The sequence below is a fragment of the Kineosporia babensis genome (genome assembly GCF_021129305.1).
Classification (GTDB): Bacteria; Actinomycetota; Actinomycetes; order Actinomycetales; family Kineosporiaceae; genus Kineosporia; species Kineosporia babensis.
The window spans coordinates 168293-185184 of sequence record NZ_JAJOMB010000006.1 but is presented as its reverse complement, the minus strand read 5'-3'; the positions used below and the strand labels follow the sequence as shown (position 1 = coordinate 185184).

The window sequence follows — 16892 nt, the reverse complement described above, 5'->3', positions numbered from 1 at the left end:
TCACCAGACGCATGTCGATATTGCAATATGAACATGCAACTGGGAGTCGCTCTCAATAACGGACGGTTGCGGCCAGGGCAGTCTCCGAGGACCAGGCCACCGAGGCGCCGGCCGCCCGGCAAAGACTTTCGACCAGCGCCGAACTCAGCGACGCAGCCACGTTCACGCTGAGACTTCCGCCCACCCACGCCTCCCGGACCAGCCAGGCTGGTACTTTTAGGGGCAGGCGGGAAATGCGGACATCGGTCATCCTTCTTGGGTGACACCAGGCAAGGAACTCGGAGCCGCGCTCCGGCGCTGGCGTGAGCGGGCCACACCGCCGCCCGGCAAAATCGGCTCAACCACTCCCCGGCGTACCCCCGGGATGCGTCGCGACGAACTGGCCGCCGAGGCCGGCGTCTCCGCCGAATACGTCAAGCGCATCGAGCAAGGGCAGGGCCGGCCCTCGCCGCAGGTACTGCATGCCCTGGCCAGAAGTCTGCGCCTGTCCGGCACCGAATACGAGTATCTCTGCTCACTCGCCGGCCACGTGCCCACCCGGGAAGGCCGGGTACCCCACGAAATCGGCCACGGCGCCCGTCATCTGCTCGACCGGCTCGGCGACGTGCCTATCTGTGTGCTGGACGCCGCCTGGACACTGCTCGCCTGGAACGCAGCCTGCGAGGCCATGTGCGGGGTCGCCATGAGAGCCGACGGGCGCGAACGCAATCTGGCCTGGCAGACCTTCACCGCCGATACAGCGCACAACCGGCCCACCGCCCTGACCGAAAAGCGTTTCGAACAGGCCATCGTCGCTGACCTTCGGGCTACGGCCTTGCGGTACCCGAAGGACGAATGGCTGGCCGACCTGGTCGCTGATCTGCAGGCAGTGAGCGAAACGTTCGCTGCCATGTGGGAATCCCGGGTGGAATACCCCGATCGGCGCCACCGGGCCACCACCAACCATCCGCTCGTCGGCGAGTTCACCGTCGACTGCGACGTCCTGACCATCCCCGAAGGCGACCTGCGCGCCATCGTCTACACCGCGGAACCCGGCTCGATCGATGCCATCCGCCTGGCCGCCACCCTGACTCAGCCCAGCCAATTGGGCTGAATTCTCCTCTCAACGAAGGACGAAATGACCGGCATGAACGACGCGTTGCTCGATGCTGCCCGCAAGACGGTCTCAACGCTGGCGGCGAACGCGGCACGTACCGAACGCGACCTGACGCCCGCACCGGAGAGTGTGGCGGCAGTGCGGGCCGCCCAGTTGTTCGCGCTCACGGTGCCCCGCGCCGCAGGTGGGCAGGAAGCCAATCTGCACACGCTGGTAGCGATTCTGGCCGAACTCGGCAAGGGATGCCCGTCAACCGCCTGGGTAGTCGGCCTGAACGCGGCCAACAAGAGTGGCGCCCGACTGATGCTCTCCCCCGCAGCCCAAGACGCTGTTCTGGCCGATCCAGACGCGGTGTTCTGCGCTTCCAACGTGATGTCACGGGACAGCAACGCGGTCCGCGTTCCGGGTGGCGTGCGGATCTCTGGGCGGTGGGCGATGGCGTCCGGTTCCGAGGTGGCGTCCTTGGCCATGGTCCCCGTGCCCCTGCCGACCGACACGACGTCGGCGGTGGCCATGGTCTTGGTTCCGGCTTCCGACCTCACGGTGGAACGAACCTGGCGAGCTGCCGGCCTTGCCGGTACGAGTAGCCATACCTTGGTGGCCAAGGACGTTTTCGTACCCAACCACTTCGTGGCCTACCCAGACGCTGATGGCCCGGCTCAAACGCTCTCTCCGGAAGCGATGTTCGTGGGCGGCCTCGCAACACTCGCCCCGATGATCGGAGCCGCCCACGGAGCACGCGACCTGGTGGCGGACGCGATCGCCGGCGGCCGGGCACCGTACATGACCACCTACACCCGAATCGCTGACTCCCCACTCGGGCGGTACTGGTTCACCGAGGCCCTGCAACGCACTGATTCGGCGATGCGGCGCACGCTCTGGGTCGCCGACGTCCTCGACGCCCTGCCTCAGGGTGACGAAATGTCCGTCACGGAACGGGCGCAGTTGCGCATCGAGCTGACGACGGCCGCCCGGGAATGCCGCGAAGCCATGGAACTACTACTCGACCTGCACGGGGCCAGCGGGTTCGCGGAAGACAATCCCTTGCAGCGCTTCTGGCGGGATATCGCCGTTGGCACCCGGCACCCGTTCTTCACGCCCTACATCCTGGCCGAGGACTACGGTCGGCTCACGTTCGACGTGACCCCCACCGTCTCGCTCGCCCTCTGAAATGGACGATGGGCCTTGATTCGCGCTCGGCAGCCGCAGAACGCGAATCAAGGCTCTCACTCGGATGTTTGGAAAGACTCTGACCCGCTTCACTCTCCGTCCAGCAGCACGGAATGCGTACGGTAGTTGACCTCAACTTCCAAGCCGTCACCGAGAGGACAGTAGAAGGCCGTCCACGTCGCACCCCAGACCTCGAAACCGTCACTGATCGGCCCCGGGGCATACCCGGCAGCGTCGAGATCGCGGTGCTTGGCCAGGACCTCCTCCCGGGACTCTTGCATCAGGCCAAAATGAAAGCCCTTCGGGTACGCCGGGCTACCGTCCGGAGTGGGAGCGATCTGGGTGATCACCAGTTCTGAGCCGTCGGGGCCAAGGACCGCAGCGAATCGGCTTGCGTCGTCCGAGCCGTGAACGATGCCCGAATCCACGAGCCGATAGCCGAAATGCTCTACGAGCGTGCGAGTCAGGGCGATGACGTCGCTGGTACAGAGATTCACGTGGTTGAGCTTCACGCCATAAGCCTATGCGACAAAGACACTTTGTGACATAGTCTCTTGTCATGCAGATGGCGGAGGTACGTGGTGGAACAGGCTGAACGGATCGTGGCAGGGCTCAGCGCCTACGGGGCTGCCCAGAGCGAACTCGGACGCGTGTTCGCCCGCCGCATGGGTATGCATCTGACCGACTCGGCGGCGGTGGTGGAGATCCTGCGCGCCGAGGAACGCGGCGCCCCGCTCACCCCTGCGCGCCTGGGCGAGCGCATCGGCCTGACCAGCGGCGCGACGTCGATTCTGCTGAACCGTTTGGAGAGTGCCGGGCACATCACCCGGGAACGTGGGCATGCCGACCGTCGCCTGGTGACGCTGCGCTCGGCACCCGCTGTGCACACCGATGCCAACGCGTTCTTCTCGCCGCTGGCCGAGCAACTCAACGCGATCCTCCAGAACTGCACCGCCGAGCAACTCGACCTGCTTGAAGACGTCCTTGAGCAGTTTCGCGACGCCACCGAGACGTACGTGCGGGAAGAGGATCCTCAGTGAGAACGCCCACAGCAGCGGACGATGTGTACGTCACCTCGCGGGACGGCACCCGGATCGGCGCGTTGCGCCGAGGACAAGGGCCCGGGATTCTGCTGGTTCAGGGGGCCATGGGTACCGCCCACACGTATGACCAACTTTCACAGGCCCTCTCGTCGCACTTCACGGTCTATGCGCTCGATCGCCGAGGTCGCGGTCTCAGCCCGAGGCCCTACGAACAGCAGCACACCATCGCCCGGGACGTCGAAGACATCGACGTCTTTCTCGAGCACACCGGCTCGAGCTTCGTCTACGGCCTCAGTTCCGGGGCGGTCATCACACTCGAGGCCACGCGCACACTGCCACGCATCACCCGGGCCGCGGTCTACGAACCGCCCTTCTACCGAGACGGAATCTCCCTGGAGGGGGTCCGCCGACTCAACGCCGAGATCGAGCGGGGCGATCTGCCCGCCGCCCTCGTCACCTCACTGCTGACCTCGGGCACCGCCCCGGCCCCATTGCGCCTGCTACCTCGACCTGCCGCACGAACACTGGCGGCTCTCGTCCTAGCCGTGGATGCCCGGAAAGCACCTTCAGAACAGCGTTTGCAGGACCTTCTGCCCGGGATCCGCTACGACTTCAACGCGGTCGCCGGTCAGGACGGCCGAATGTCCACCTTCGCATCGATCGAGGCGCCGATGCTGCTGCTGGGCGGCACCAAGAGCCCAGCATTCCTGCGACAGGCGATCCGGGACCTGGCCGAGACCCTCCCCCAGGCAACGCTTGTCGAACTCGAAGGCCTCGACCACGCGGGATCCTGGAACTCGGCCCGAGGTGACGGACCAGAGCGCGTCGCGTCCCAGCTGAAAGACTTCTTCACCGGCTAGGCACCCTGCGACAGCCAACCCGTTACCTGCTCAGGACCGGTCCCCAGACGAGCTGAGCACGAAGTGCGCGTGCCGCCCGCGAGCGGCCGAGCCCCGTTCCAGCAAACCGTCATTGGCCATGCGGGTCAGCATCTGCAGGGCCCCTTGCTGGGTCAGACCGGTGATCTGAGCGAGATCGCTGCTGGAGATCCGCGCCGCCTCGGCCAGGAACGCCAGAACCAGCCGCTGAGCGTCTTCCGGGCCAGGGCGGTACCACCGCAAGAGCCCCCGCCGCTGGGCGAGGGCCAGGGCTGTGGGATCGGAGGTAGCTCGGCGACTGACCACGGTTGCCGGCAGCAAGGTTGCCCCGCTACCGCTGACCATGAGTGTCTCCCCGTCGATCGAACTCTCCAGGGCGACGTCCAGCGCTTCGGCGGCCTCCGTCGCGGGCACTTGCAGGAGTTCACCCAAGCTGTTCGGGCCGACGAAACCATCACGCAGCAAGGCATGCACGGCCAGTGACACCCTCACATCACGACGGCGCGAGGCTGGCTCAACGGCGCCGGTCACGGCCAGGATCGCGTCCAGGGGACGGCCTCCCACCAAGCGGGTACGCACCTGGGGTCCCGGTTCCTGCCGAATGACGGGCGCGCGGTGGCCCAGGGCCACCATCTCGCGATACATCCGGTCAACGCCCACTCCCTGACGCTCGACCAGACCAAGTGCTCTGGCGAAGTCAGCCAGCGCCGGATTGCGGGAGTACCGGGCCGACAGAACGGTGGCATCAGTGACTCCGCCGGCGAACCCCCCGGGCGAGACGACATCCAGGCTGGCGTCTTCCTCCACCCACGAGACATGGATCGGTTCACGTGGCAGCCAGTCACGATGGACCACCGCGTTCAGTACGGCCTCACGAACCGCGAGCCAGGGAATCTGACGTACCGTCCCCAGGCGCAACCCCCGTGCCAAAGTCACCGAGCGGTCCAGCGACTCCAATCGGGCTTCCACGTCGGCGAGTTGCTCAACCAGGCTGAGTCCGCTCAGGTCCGGCATGGTCACAGTGACGTCCCCGCCCGGAACGTCCAGCGCTACCAACTCGATGACGGTCCTCGGTGCGGGCAGCAGGAGATGAACACCAGCGGCCGTCAGGTGGCCATCGGGCAACAGCACCCCGACGCGAGTGAGGAATTCGCGCTGCGGCAGATCCAGCAAGTCTCCCCCAGCGCCCTCCGTGGCCCGGATCAGCCGCCGCAGAGCTGCAAAAGCATCGCTGGAGACATCACCAGCCCGTCGGTCGCTACGGCTGGCCAGTGGGTCAGCACCCTGCCGACGCAAGCGTTCCTGCCACCATTCCGACCGGTCCACCGGCGCACACCGTGCTCCTACCCGCCATCGGAGGTTGCCGGACACGTTCTCGACGGGCTCGCGGGCCGCAGCCACCAGGAGCACCAGCAGGCGCGTGCGATCAGGCAGCCACCGTTCTTCCATCGCTGGGGCGATGTCGACACGTTCATGAATTCGCTGGCGCAACCAGTCACGATCGGAGGTAGCACCAACCGCCGTACCGTCGTCGGCCACGCCGACTATGAGAGCGCCACCGGACGGAGTGTTGGCCAGACAGGCGACTTCGTTGGCCAACTGAGTGGCAACCGCCTCGCTCCGCTCCTGCCCGGGCAAGAGCACACCACCACGCCCGCGCCGGCCCGCCTCCTCCTTGAAGTTGAGTCCTTCGATCTCGAGACTGTCGGCCGCTGCCCCAGCGCTGAGGATCGCGAGAGTTCGCTCGACTGCCTCGACAAGTCGGCGTCGATCCTCGACGACTTCCTCATCTGACTGCAGGGTCACATCCACTCCCAGACTTTCAATTGAAGCACCATCCAATTGAAAGTCTAGGACGATCCAGCGTGCATCCGACCGCTTCAGGGACCACTGGGCTCGCTTCGACACACCCGGTACCTCAGCAAGCGCAGACCCTCGAGCCGGAGAGCCATTGGGTAGACCAGTTCCGGATCCAGCGCCACACCGCCCCAGCATCAGTCCGTTCTCGATCCCGCCGAAAGTGAAGGACCTTCAGCCGGGCCGGTACCAGGTCGACATCAGCAGGTATGCGGACCGCTGCGCTGACCGTGCCCTGGCCCCTGCACGCAGGAAACGAGAGGATCGCCGCCGCCCTGCTCACGGCGTACTTCGGCCCAGCAGACGCAGGAGGTGTCCCGCCCTACAGCGGCGCCCTGTTCCAGACTCTGGGCGGGCCCGACCCCGACCCGTTCCGGTTCACCGCCCTCGACCTGGTCGCCGTCAGCCTGCTCTCGGTCACCGTGCCACCCCCGACCGCCATCACCATTCTCCAGACCGACGCCCATCTGCTCGGCTCCTACCTGATCCAGATCGACAACAGCCTGGCCCTGCCCGATGCCGACGACGAGTTACTCGAAGGGCAGCGCTCACCCCTGGTCGGCATCTGGCAAACCCTGCGGGACTATCCCGGCGTCGGCCGCACCCTCGCCAGCAAACTCCTGGCCCGCAAACGTCCCTCCTTGGTACCGATCTGGGATTCCGTGGTCGCGCAGGAATACGGTCTGCGCAGCAGCCAGGGCTACTGGCGGGGACTGCGCGACCAACTGACCGCGAACGACGGGGAGCTGTGGCGTCGGGCGCTGGGCTTGGTGAGCGAAGGCAGGCTTGCGCATCGGGTCTCACCGCTGCGCGCGATCGACGTCGTGACCTGGATGCACGGCAAGGACCCGGATCGGAGCCGGCGCCTGGCAGTCCAGCGCCAACGGGCCCTGCCAACTCCCCGTGCTGCAGCCGACTGACTCACGACGCCAGGCGCAGGCAATCACCGAGGGACAGATCGAGCCGCTGGGGCCGTCGCCGGAGCGTTCAGGGCATCGCGAACGAGGTTGAGCAGCCGCAGAAGTTCCTGCTGCTCAGCGGAACTCAAGCCGGCGATCGTCCGCTGCTCCAGTTCTTCCCACGCGGCCTGGGCCTGGGGTGCAGCCGCAGCCCCGGCGGCCGTCATCGAGACGATCATGGCGCGTTTGTCGGTCGGCGACGGACTGCGGGTGACCAGGCCGGAGCGTTCCATGGCCTGCAGGGTGGCGGTCACCGTGGAGCGGTCGCGGGCCAGGTAGTGCACCAATTCGGTCTGCGGCACGGGGCCGTGCTCGGCCAGGTACAGGAGGACGATCTCGTGGGGTGGCGTGACGCCGGCGGCGGTCAGGAGTTCGGTTCCGACGCGGGCGTGGGCACGCAGGGCCTGGAGCAAGGCGGAGCCGATCGGGGCGCCGGCGATGGAGGTGCCGACGTGGCGGGAAGACGCCTCTGAGCTGGTCACCTGGTCAGGCTAGCAATGTTTGTTGGCATGCCACCAAAAAGTCGCTAGCTTTGTTGGCATGCCAACGGAAGCCTCGGAGCGCGAGTTGCTCCGACTGGTCGGGGTGCTGCTGCTCGGGGCGATGGCGGCGCTGCTCGACACCACGATCGTCAGCATCGCCTACGACGATCTGACGCGGGCGTTCCGGGCCGGAGTCTCGCAGGTACAGTGGGTCGGCACGGCCTACCTGCTGGCCATGGTCGCGGTGATTCCGGCCATGGGCTATCTCAGCGAGCGTTTCGGGACGCGACGGCTCTGGCTGGCGACCCTGAGCCTTTTCCTGACCGGATCCGTCCTGTGCTCGATGGCCTGGTCGATCGAGAGCCTGATCGCGTTCCGGGTGGTCCAGGGACTGGGAGCCGGGCTGATTCTTCCTCTGGTGCTGGCGATCCTGGCTGCCGAGGCTGGGCCGCGGCGGGTCGGGCGGGCGATGGGGCTGGTCGGGATACCGGGGCAACTGGCGCCGATGCTGGGGCCCGTGGCCGGCGGGGTCATCGTGGCGTCGCTGGGCTGGCGGTGGATCTTCCTGGTCAATGTGCCCATCGGCGTCACCGCGATCCTGCTCGCCCATCGGCACCTACATCCGAACAGCACCAGGACAGACACCCGGCTGGATCGGCGAGGGCTGGCTCTGCTCATACCGGCCGTGATCCTTCTGATGGCCGGGCTTTCGATCGCGGACCAGCAATGGACGATGTCAGCGGGTCTCGCGGCGATCGGGGCGGTGCTGGTGGTCGCCTTCATCGGGCACGCCCGGGCACAGGGCGAAAAGGCGCTGGTGGATCTGACTTTGCTGCGGAAGGGGTCGTTCGCGATCGCCGCGCTGCTGGTCTTCCTCAGCGGAGCCTGCCTTTACGGCCCGATGCTGCTGATGCCGCTCTTCTTTCAGCGCGCTCGAGGGTTCGAGGTCGATCAGGTGGGCTGGCTCCTGGCCCCGCAAGGTCTTGGCCTGATGCTCGCGTTGTGGTTCGCCGGACGTTGGGCCGATCGTTCGGGTCCGCGGATCGTGGCCACGCTCGGCGCTGCCGCCCTGGTGGGCGGGCTGGCCCTGTTCGCCTGGTTCGATGAGGCGCCCACCGGCGTCCTTGGTTGTGCGCTCTTCGTCATGGGAGCCGGGTTCGGCGGTATCGGGGCGGGGACCTCGACGGCGAGCTACCGTGACGTGGCGAAGGACAGAATTCCCCGAGCAGCCAGTCTGCTGAGCGTGGTACAACGCATCGGGGCATCGTTGGGAACGGTGGTGGCGGCGCTGATTCTCGGAGCAACCGGAACCACTTTCGGCCCCGCATTCACCGCGATCCTGGTCCTCACTGTCGCTGTTCTCGTCGTCACCCGCTTTTTGCCTTCCAGTCCGGTCGAGAAAAGGGAATAGCCAATGCGCGCAGTTGTCGCCGAAAGCACCGGCGGTCCGGATGTTCTGAAGCCGGTCGACCTTCCTGATCCGCGGCCCGGCGAAGGCCAGGTGCTGGTGCAGGTCGAGGTGGCCGCCATCACCTTCATGGACGTCATGCGGCGTTCCGGCAGCCCGATTGCGCCACCGGCACAGTTTCCCCTGGTTCTGGGCAACGGAGTTGCCGGCCTGGTGAACCTGGCCACCGGCAGAAAGCGGGTTGTCACCAGCACCGGTGGTTCTGGCGGCTACGCCAGTATGGCCTTGGCCAACCGCACCGATCTGCACGAGATCCCCGACAACGTCGATTCTCAGACTGCGGCTGCGCTCCTGGCCGACGGGAGAACGGCTCTGGGACTGTTCGAGGCGGCCCAGATCCAGCCCGCAGAGGTGGTCGTGGTCACCGCAGCGGCTGGGGGCGTGGGCAGCCTGCTGGTGCAATTGGCGCAGGAGGCCGGGGCCCAGGTGATTGGACTGGTCGGCAGCCCGGCCAAGCTTCGCCACGTGCAGGCCGAGTCGAAAATGACCTATTCAGAGGGTGGATGGAAGGCCGACGTCGTCTTCGACGGCATCGGGGCCGACCTCGCACCCCAGCTTTTCGACCGGGTCAACGACCACGGCCGCTACCTGCAGCACGGCGCCGCCGGCGGCCGCTTCGGCCAGATCGACGCCGATCAGGCCCGGCGTCGGCGGATCGAGGTGATCGGGCTGGACCAGCTCGGCGACAGCTTCGACCTGACCGAGCGGGCCCTGGCCCGGGCGGCCGAGGGAAGGCTGCAACCACTGATCGGCCAGATCTATCCACTCGACGAGGCGGCCCGGGCGCACGCCGCCATCGAGCAGCGAACAGCCGTCGGAAAATCCCTGCTGTTGCCCTGACCGGCGCACTTGGAGGTGAACGATCTGCGAACCACAGCGTGACCGATCTGCGGGACGTTCCATGAACGATCTGCGAAGACTCAGCAGGAGCGTGGACCGACTCGTCCGGTGGGGCATACGGCAGAATGTTCGCGTTCTTCCACCCACAGACACCAGCAGGTTTGACCTCGCGAACGGAGCACCTCACATGACCCGGCGGATCTGCATTTCCGGCGCCAGCAGCGGTATCGGCGCACGGATCGCCGTGGACCTGGCGCGGGAAGGTCATCACCTGACTCTTCTGGCCCGGCGCCAGAATCTGCTGGACGAGGTCGCCGAGCAGGCGCGGGCGGCCGGTGCCACCTCGGTCACACCACTGGCGGTGGACCTGACGGTGCCGGAGCAGGTTCGGCCGGTGCTCGAGCAGGCTGGTCGCTTTGACGTCGTCGTGGCCGCGGCCGGGGCCAATGCGGCGCTGGCGGCGGACGCCCAGACCCATCTGAAAGGAATGGCGTGGGCGGCCTGGCACTGGGAGGCCAACTTCCGGGCCAATGTGCTGAGCGCAGTCACCCTGCTGGAAGGGCTGCGCGAACTGGACGCCCTGGCCGAGGGCGCGAGCATCGTGCTGCTGAGTTCCATTGCCGCGTATCGCGGTTCCGGTAGTGGATCGTACGGAGGCAGCAAGGCTGCGCTGCATCCGTACGCCTACGACCTGGCGGCCGCGCTCGGGCCTCAGGGAATCCGGGTGAATGTCGTGGCGCCCGGATACATCGCCGAGACGAACTTCTTCCAGGGCCAGATGTCCGAGCAACGGCACGAGACGCTGGTCGGGCAGACCCTGATAGGACGGGCCGGCATGCCGGACGATGTTTCCGAGACCGTGCGCTGGCTGACCTCTGCGGGCGCGCGTCACGTCACCGGGCAGATCATTCAGGTGAACGGCGGCGCCTCGCTGGGCCACTGACGGCAGTCGGGTACCTGAGCATCCGACCTGCGGACTGCTACGACCGCCGGGTGGCAACAACGAGGACGAACCCCCTACCGAGGCGTTCGTCCTCGTGCGCTTTCAGCTTTCAGCTTTCAGCTACGAGCGGCGGCACCCCAGCCGTGCCAGCGGTCAACGGTGAGCCAGGCGCTGACCCGCGGCCGGTCCCGCGCACCGTAGGGCTGACCCTGGTAGAGCTGGGAGAGGCGGTCGATGTCGGCCAGGCCCTCGTCGTCGCGGAACTCGGTGATCGTGCCCTGCACGCTGACGTGGGTGTACCAGTTGTCCGGGTCCAGCGCGGTCAGGGAGACCTGCGGGTTGGCCTGGATGTGCTTGAGCCGGGCGCGGGCGGCGTCGAAGTTCAGCAGCACCCGGCCGTCGTCCTCGAGGAGATACCAGGTGGCTACCGTGACCGGGTATCCGTCGGGATGGATCGTGCCCATCACGGCGTGATTCGGGCGGGCGAACATCTGGGCGACCTCGGGCGGTAGCTGACCCTTGGGCATGGTGATCTCCTTGGTTCGGTAAAGCGTGTACGGATGAAATCACGGTTCGCCGAGGAACACCTGCGCTGACAGGCTCTAGCGGAAGTCCTTGCGGATCAGTTCGGCCGCCTCGAACAGGCGGGTGCCGATGCTCGCAACGTCAACGGCGTTCCCGGTCAGGTAGACCACGGCCAGAGCGGCGGCCGGGTGGCCGGGGATGTCGAGAGGAACGGCGACCGAGGACAGGCCCGGGGTCACCTCGTCGTGGCTGGTCTCGTACGGCAGTTCGCCGGCCTCGCGCTTGACCAGTCGCTGAATGGCCCGGCCCGGGGCTCCCCGCTCCAGGGCGTGGCGGGTACCCGGACGCTGGGCGACGGTGGCCACAGCGGCGCGGGGTTCGACGCTGACCAGGGTGACGATCTCCTGCGCATCGAGGACCGTGACGAACGCGGTCATGCCCAGCTCGTTGGCGATGACGGTGAGCTCGGGCAGCGCCGCGGTCTGCAGGTCGCGCGAGACGTTGCGGGCCAGCGTGGCCAGCCCGGCGCCGAGCACCAGGTCCCCGGCCGCATCCCGGGCCACCAGGCCGTGCCCTTCGAGGGTGCGCACGATCCGGTAGGTGATCGAGCGGTGCAGCCCGAGGCGGGTGGCCAGTTCGCCGATGGACAGCGCTTCGTCGGCTGCGGCCAGCACCTCCAGCGCGGTGATCCCCCGCGACAGCGTCTGTAAAGGGGCTTCCGGCCTGCCGTCGGTCACCAAAACTCCTCCGAACCCTTGCGCGCGATCTCGCGGAAACATACCGTCTCCACAACGTCTCAATAATCGGTCTCAGTGTTCGATTATAGAACTAGCCAAAGGCGGCGAGTACTCAGAGATGCAGTTTCATCACAGCGGCTACGTGTCTGGTGATCCCCGCGTGGAGCCGGCTGCAGACCCGGAACGTCCGCAGCACCTGCCTGACGAGGTTGACGTGCTGATCGTCGGCGCCGGTCCGGCCGGGCTGGCCGCCTTCGCTCAGCTCGCGCAGTTCCCCGGGATCAGCACCCGCTTGATCGAGCGGCGCGCCGGGCGGTTGGAGATCGGTCAGGCCGACGGTCTGCAGGCCCGTAGCATCGAGTCGTTCCAGGCGTTCGGGTTTGCGCAGCGGGTGATCGAGGAGTCCTATCGGATCTACTCGATGGCGTTCTGGCGGCCCGATCCGGAGCGGCCCACCGAGATCGTCCGCACCAGGCTGGTGCCCGACGACCCTTCGGGGATCAGTGAATTCCCGCACCTGATCCTCAATCAGGCCCGGGTACTGGACTATTTCGCCGAGTTCGCGTTCAACTCCCCGGCCCGGGCCGTCCCCGACTACGGCGTCGAGTTCGTCGGACTCGAGGTCACCGGCGATGCCGTGCTGGTCACCGTTCGCCAGAACGACCAGGAACGGGTCATCCGCGCGAAGTACGTGCTGGGCTGCGACGGAGCCCGGAGCCAGGTCCGGGAGGCAATCGGCCGCAAGCTGGTGGGCCAGGCCGCCATGCACGCCTGGGGAGTGATGGATGTGCTGGCCAACACCGACTTTCCCGATTTCCGGACCAAGTGCGCGATCCAGTCGCACGACGGCCGCAACATCCTGCTGATCCCCCGCGAGGGCGGTTACCTCACCCGTTTCTATGTGGACCTGGGTGAAGTACCTAAGGACGATGCGGGCTCGGTTCGCAGGACACCTCTGGTCAGCATTGTGGAACAGGCGAACAGGATCCTGCACCCGTACCGCATCGAGGTGCAAGACGTGCCGTGGTGGAGCGTGTACGAGGTCGGGCACCGGCTCACCGACAAGTTCCATGACGCCGACGAAAGCCCGAAGGTCTTCATCACCGGCGACGCCTGCCACACGCACAGCGCGAAAGCCGGTCAAGGAATGAATGTCTCGATCCAGGACGGCTGGAACATCGCCTGGAAGCTGGGGCACGTCCTGGACGGCCGGGCCCGGCCAGAACTGCTGGAGACCTACTCGGCCGAGCGGCAGGTGGTCGCCCAGAACCTGATCGCCTTCGACAAGGAATGGTCGGCGCTGATGGCGATGCCCGCCGACCAGATGCCCGACCCGGCCCACCTGGAGGACTTCTACGTGAAGACCTTCGAGTTCCCGGCCGGTTTCATGACCCAGTACCAGCCCTCGATGCTGACCGCCCAGCCTACGCACCAGCATCTGGCCACCGGCTTCCCGATCGGCAAACGCTTCAAGTCCGCGCTGGTGCACCGGGTCAGCGACACCACTCCGGTCCACCTGGGCCACCACGCCCGGGCGGACGGTCGCTGGCGCATCTATGTCTTCGCGGACAATGGCGAGAAGGCCCACGGGCTGGCCGCAGAGCTCACGGTGCAGGAAGCCTGGTTCGACCTGAAAATCATCTACCAGCAACCGTTCGCAGAAGTGCAGATCCAGAAGGTACCCGCCGTCTTCCGGCCCAAGCAGGGACGACTGCAGGTCACGGACTGGGAAAGGATCTACGCCACCGGCGACGGTCACGACATCTTCGCCGAGCGCGGGATCAGCCGGGACGGCGCGATCGTGGTGGTCCGGCCCGACCAGTACGTGGCGAACGTCCTGCCGTTGACCGCCGGGGACGAGCTGACCAGCTTCTTCGCCGGCATCCAGGTCTGAACAGGTCTGACACGTCTGAATACGTCTGAAAGGGAGCCAGAGTGCTAGACCCTCAGCACATCGAGGCGATCGCCGAGGAACTGGTGCAGGCCGATCGTGACCGCACGACCGTTCCCCGGCTCACCGCCCGCTATCCGGGCATGAGCATCGAGGACGCCTACGCAGTCCAGGCCCGGTGGGCCCGCCGCCGCAGCGAGGCCGGGCACCGGGTGATCGGCCACAAGATCGGGCTGACCTCCAGGGCCATGCAGTCCGCGACCGGCATCACCGAACCCGACTACGGCGTGATCTTCGAGGACCAGGTGTACGAGAACGGCGCGGTGGTGCCGTTCGACCACTACTCGAACGTGCGGATCGAGGTGGAGTTGGCGTTCGTGCTCGAGCAGCCGCTCAAGGGCGGCCAGGTCACTCTGTTCGACGTGCTGGACGCCACGAAGTACGTGGTGCCCGCGCTGGAGATCCTGAACTCCCACATCGAGATGGCCAACCGCACCGTCGTGGACACGATCAGCGACAACGCGGCGCTGGGGGCGATGGTGCTGGGCGGGCGGCCGGTCGCGGTGGACGCCGTGGATCTGCGCTGGGTCAGCGCCCTGCTGTACCGCAATCAAACCGTCGAGGAAACCGGCGTTGCTGCAGGCGTTCTCAATCATCCCGCCACCGGCGTGGCTTGGCTGGCCAACAAGCTCGACCAGCACGACAGCGGACTGGAGGCCGGCGAGATCGTCCTGGCCGGCTCGTTCACCCGGCCGATGTGGGTGGAACGCGGTGACACCGTGCACGCGGACTACGGAACCTTGGGAGCCATCACGTGCCGTTTCGAGTAGAACCGACGTTCGCCCAGCTGCTCGGCCAGACCGATCGCGCTCTGGTCGGGATGTGGGTCTGCAGCACCAGCCCCCTGGTGGCGGAGATCTGCGCAGGCAGCGATCTGGACTGGCTGCTGATCGACGCCGAGCACAGCCCCAACGGTCTGGAGTCGATCCTGGCGCAACTGCACGCCATCGGCCCGAAACCCGCTCTGGTCCGGCCGCCGTCGGGTGACCCGGTGCTGCTGAAGCAGTACCTCGACCTCGGGGTGCAGAACCTGCTGATCCCGATGATCGACACCCCCGAGCAGGCTCTGGCCGTTGCTCAGGCCGTGGCCTACCCACCCGACGGAATCCGCGGCGTGGGCGGCGCTCTGGCCCGGGCTTCCCGCTGGAACCGGGTGGAGGACTACCTTTCACGGGCACGCGAAACCATCTCACTGTTCGTCCAGATCGAGAGTGCCGAAGCCGTCCGCAACGTCGAGCAGATCGCGGCAACCCCCGGTATCGACGGCATTTTCATCGGCCCGTCCGACCTCGCCGCCTCACTCGGGCTCCTGGGTCAGCAGGACCATCCGGACGTGATCGCGGCGATCGAAACCTGCATAGCAGCGGCCTCGAAGCAGGGCACCAAGCTCGGCGTCAATGCCTTCGCCCCGGCCTTGGCCCAGCGTTATCTGGCCGCCGGCGTGAACTTCATCCTGGTCGGCGCTGACGTGCAGTTGCTCGCCCAGGGCAGCGACAAGCTGGCGGCCACGTACCTCGGGGAGGCTCGATGAAGATCATTGCCGTGCACCTGAACTACCCTTCCCGGGTCGCCCAGCGCGGCCGCAAACCGGCCTTTCCCTCGTACTTCCTCAAACCCCCGTCGTCGATCGCGGCATCCGGTGACACGATCGAACGCCCGCTCGGAACCGAACTTCTCGCCTACGAAGGTGAAGTGGCCCTGATCATCGGGCGTCAGGTCCGCCGGGTTTCTCCCGAAGCAGGCTGGGCCGCGGTCTCCGGGGTCACAGCTGCGAACGACTGGGGTGTCTACGATCTGCGCTCAGTCGACAAGGGTTCCAACCTGCGTAACAAGGGCGGTGACGGCTTCACCCCGCTCGGCTCCACGATCATCCCGACCGAGGGTCTGGATCCGGCCGGCCTGCGCGTGCGTACCTGGGTCAACGGCCGGATCACTCAGGACGACACCACCGCTGACCTGCTGTTCCCGTTCGGCGTCCTGATCGCTGATCTGTCCCAGCTGATCACCCTCGAACCTGGAGACGTTGTGCTCACCGGAACCCCGGCCGGCTCGTCGGTCGCGGGGCCGGGTGACACCGTCGAAGTCGAGGTCGATGTTCCGGACGGCCCCAGCAGTGGACGATTGGTCACCCACGTCGTCGAAGGCCAGATTCCGTTCGCGGGCTTCGGGGCCCAACCAGCAGTGGACGATCTCCAGCGGGCCGAGGCGTGGGGGTCGGCTGAAGCTGCTGGGCTGCAACCGGTTCTGAGCGACGAGCTGCGGGCTCTGCTGAACGAGGTCGCGGTGGCCACCCTCAGTTCCGAGCTACGCAAGCGCGGCTACCCGCACTCCAGCATCGACGGAGTGCACCCGCTCACCCCTGGCACGCGGATGATCGGCATCGCGCGGACTCTGCGTTTCGTCGCTCACCGGCCCGACCTGTTCACCAGCCACGGCGGCGGATACAACGCCCAGAAGAAGGCTTTCGACTCGCTGAAGACCGGCGAGGTGCTGGTGATCGAGGCCCGCGGCGACGCCACTGCGGGTACCGTCGGCGACGTCCTTGCCCTGCGGGCGCATACTCTCGGCGCGGCCGGGGTGATCACCGATGGCGCTGTGCGTGACAGCGCCGCCGTCGCCGACATCGGTCTGCCAGTCTTCGCGCAGGGCACGCATCCCTCGGTCCTCGGCCGTAGGCATGTGCCCTGGGAAGTCGACGCCACGATCACCTGCGGCGGAGCAACCGTTCAGCCCGGCGACATCCTGGTCGGCGACGACGACGGCGTGGTGGTGATCCCACCGCACCTGCTCGACGAGGTAGCCCGCGCCGCCGCCGAACAAGAAGCTCAGGACGCCTGGGTAGCCGCCCGCGTCGCCGAGGGCAATCCGGTCGACGGCCTGTTCCCGCCCAACGCCGCATGGCTGGCCCGGTATCAGTCCGAGAAGCGCAACCAGAGCTGATTT

18 protein-coding genes are annotated in these 16892 nt (G+C 66.8%); 12 read left to right on the top strand and 6 right to left on the bottom strand.

Translation table 11 applies throughout. The features are described from left to right. Nucleotides 1-52: 52 nt before the first annotated feature. Entirely contained in the window at nt 53-250 is a 198-nt protein-coding gene (locus tag LR394_RS13700; protein WP_231441691.1) for a hypothetical protein, read from the bottom strand. 9 nt (nt 251-259) lie between these two features. Here LR394_RS13700 and LR394_RS13695 point away from each other — a divergent pair, with 9 nt between their 5' ends. After that, nucleotides 260-1093, top strand: a complete 834-nt coding sequence (locus LR394_RS13695; RefSeq protein ID WP_231441689.1) for a helix-turn-helix domain-containing protein — start codon at nt 260-262, stop codon at nt 1091-1093. 24 nt (nt 1094-1117) lie between these two features. Continuing rightward, on the top strand, nt 1118-2266 hold the full coding sequence (locus LR394_RS13690) for an acyl-CoA dehydrogenase family protein (protein WP_231441687.1): 1149 nt from the start codon (nt 1118-1120) through the stop codon (nt 2264-2266). 89 nt (nt 2267-2355) lie between these two features. Here the strand turns inward: LR394_RS13690 and LR394_RS13685 are convergent, their stop codons facing one another. Further along, nucleotides 2356-2778 carry a VOC family protein gene (locus tag LR394_RS13685; RefSeq protein WP_231441684.1) on the bottom strand — a complete coding sequence of 141 codons (423 nt, stop codon included), beginning with the start codon at nt 2776-2778 and terminating at the stop codon, nt 2356-2358. Nucleotides 2779-2847: 69 nt separating this feature from the next. Here LR394_RS13685 and LR394_RS13680 point away from each other — a divergent pair, with 69 nt between their 5' ends. After that, nucleotides 2848-3306 carry a MarR family winged helix-turn-helix transcriptional regulator gene (locus tag LR394_RS13680; RefSeq protein WP_231441682.1) on the top strand — a complete coding sequence of 153 codons (459 nt, stop codon included), beginning with the start codon at nt 2848-2850 and terminating at the stop codon, nt 3304-3306. Continuing rightward, nucleotides 3303-4169, top strand: a complete 867-nt coding sequence (locus LR394_RS13675; protein WP_231441680.1) for an alpha/beta fold hydrolase — start codon at nt 3303-3305, stop codon at nt 4167-4169. Before LR394_RS13680 ends, LR394_RS13675 begins: the two co-directional genes overlap by 4 nt. Nucleotides 4170-4199: 30 nt before the next feature. On the opposite strand, the gene LR394_RS42925 is transcribed toward LR394_RS13675, so the two are convergent. Continuing rightward, nucleotides 4200-6095 (bottom strand): DUF5635 domain-containing protein, encoded by a 1896-nt coding sequence (locus LR394_RS42925; protein ID WP_231441678.1) that lies wholly within the window; start codon nt 6093-6095, stop codon nt 4200-4202. Between the two features lie 158 nt (nt 6096-6253). Between LR394_RS42925 and LR394_RS13665 the strand changes: the two genes are divergently transcribed. Further along, nucleotides 6254-6964, top strand: a complete 711-nt coding sequence (locus LR394_RS13665; protein WP_231441676.1) for a DUF6308 family protein — start codon at nt 6254-6256, stop codon at nt 6962-6964. 23 nt (nt 6965-6987) lie between these two features. Here LR394_RS13665 and LR394_RS13660 read toward each other — a convergent pair whose 3' ends face one another. Next, nucleotides 6988-7485 (bottom strand): MarR family winged helix-turn-helix transcriptional regulator, encoded by a 498-nt coding sequence (locus LR394_RS13660; RefSeq protein WP_231441674.1) that lies wholly within the window; start codon nt 7483-7485, stop codon nt 6988-6990. 58 nt (nt 7486-7543) lie between these two features. Between LR394_RS13660 and LR394_RS13655 the strand changes: the two genes are divergently transcribed. The 3 genes from LR394_RS13655 to LR394_RS13645 all read left to right on the top strand — a co-directional run bounded on the left by LR394_RS13655 (nt 7544) and on the right by LR394_RS13645 (nt 10736). Further along, on the top strand, nt 7544-8896 hold the full coding sequence (locus tag LR394_RS13655) for a DHA2 family efflux MFS transporter permease subunit (protein WP_231441672.1): 1353 nt from the start codon (nt 7544-7546) through the stop codon (nt 8894-8896). 3 nt (nt 8897-8899) lie between these two features. Further along, nucleotides 8900-9793, top strand: a complete 894-nt coding sequence (locus LR394_RS13650) for a zinc-binding dehydrogenase (protein ID WP_231441670.1) — start codon at nt 8900-8902, stop codon at nt 9791-9793. A gap of 187 nt (nt 9794-9980) precedes the next feature. Further along, nucleotides 9981-10736, top strand: coding sequence for an SDR family NAD(P)-dependent oxidoreductase (locus LR394_RS13645; RefSeq protein WP_231441668.1), 756 nt, complete (start codon nt 9981-9983; stop codon nt 10734-10736). 116 nt (nt 10737-10852) lie between these two features. Here LR394_RS13645 and LR394_RS13640 read toward each other — a convergent pair whose 3' ends face one another. Together LR394_RS13640 and LR394_RS13635 are read right to left on the bottom strand one after the other, a co-directional pair. Then, nucleotides 10853-11263: a TIGR03618 family F420-dependent PPOX class oxidoreductase gene (locus LR394_RS13640; protein ID WP_231441665.1), complete on the bottom strand. Its 411-nt coding sequence runs from the start codon at nt 11261-11263 to the stop codon at nt 10853-10855. A 75-nt stretch (nt 11264-11338) separates the two neighbouring features. Then, nucleotides 11339-12001, bottom strand: coding sequence for an IclR family transcriptional regulator (locus tag LR394_RS13635; RefSeq protein WP_407937052.1), 663 nt, complete (start codon nt 11999-12001; stop codon nt 11339-11341). 115 nt (nt 12002-12116) lie between these two features. Here LR394_RS13635 and LR394_RS13630 point away from each other — a divergent pair, with 115 nt between their 5' ends. From LR394_RS13630 to LR394_RS13615, 4 genes are read left to right on the top strand one after another with little or no spacing between them, the layout of a single operon-like run. Continuing rightward, nucleotides 12117-13892 carry an FAD-dependent monooxygenase gene (locus LR394_RS13630; RefSeq protein ID WP_269329099.1) on the top strand — a complete coding sequence of 592 codons (1776 nt, stop codon included), beginning with the start codon at nt 12117-12119 and terminating at the stop codon, nt 13890-13892. A gap of 41 nt (nt 13893-13933) precedes the next feature. Continuing rightward, nucleotides 13934-14719, top strand: coding sequence for a 2-oxo-hept-4-ene-1,7-dioate hydratase (gene hpaH / locus LR394_RS13625; protein ID WP_231441656.1), 786 nt, complete (start codon nt 13934-13936; stop codon nt 14717-14719). Continuing rightward, complete coding sequence (locus LR394_RS13620; RefSeq protein WP_231441655.1) at nt 14704-15480, top strand: HpcH/HpaI aldolase family protein; 777 nt, start codon at nt 14704-14706, stop codon at nt 15478-15480. Before hpaH ends, LR394_RS13620 begins: the two co-directional genes overlap by 16 nt. Next, the gene (locus LR394_RS13615) at nt 15477-16889 is read left to right on the top strand and encodes a fumarylacetoacetate hydrolase family protein (RefSeq protein WP_231441653.1); all 1413 of its coding nucleotides are present in this window, start codon (nt 15477-15479) and stop codon (nt 16887-16889) included. The genes LR394_RS13620 and LR394_RS13615 overlap by 4 nt, the downstream gene beginning before the upstream one ends. Nucleotides 16890-16892: the final 3 nt, after the last annotated feature.

Bases quoted from the DNA above. Each gene is read 5' to 3' on its own strand.
- LR394_RS13700 (WP_231441691.1), bottom strand. From the start codon at position 250: ATGACCGATGTCCGCATTTCCCGCCTGCCCCTAAAAGTACCAGCCTGG.
- LR394_RS13655 (WP_231441672.1), top strand. From the start codon at position 7,544: ATGCCAACGGAAGCCTCGGAGCGCGAGTTGCTCCGACTGGTCGGGGTG.
- LR394_RS13645 (WP_231441668.1), top strand. From the start codon at position 9,981: ATGACCCGGCGGATCTGCATTTCCGGCGCCAGCAGCGGTATCGGCGCA.
- LR394_RS13665 (WP_231441676.1), top strand. From the start codon at position 6,254: ATGCGGACCGCTGCGCTGACCGTGCCCTGGCCCCTGCACGCAGGAAAC.
- LR394_RS13640 (WP_231441665.1), bottom strand. From the start codon at position 11,263: ATGCCCAAGGGTCAGCTACCGCCCGAGGTCGCCCAGATGTTCGCCCGC.
- LR394_RS13630 (WP_269329099.1), top strand. From the start codon at position 12,117: ATGCAGTTTCATCACAGCGGCTACGTGTCTGGTGATCCCCGCGTGGAG.
- LR394_RS13615 (WP_231441653.1), top strand. From the start codon at position 15,477: ATGAAGATCATTGCCGTGCACCTGAACTACCCTTCCCGGGTCGCCCAG.
- LR394_RS13650 (WP_231441670.1), top strand. From the start codon at position 8,900: ATGCGCGCAGTTGTCGCCGAAAGCACCGGCGGTCCGGATGTTCTGAAG.
- LR394_RS13690 (WP_231441687.1), top strand. From the start codon at position 1,118: ATGACCGGCATGAACGACGCGTTGCTCGATGCTGCCCGCAAGACGGTC.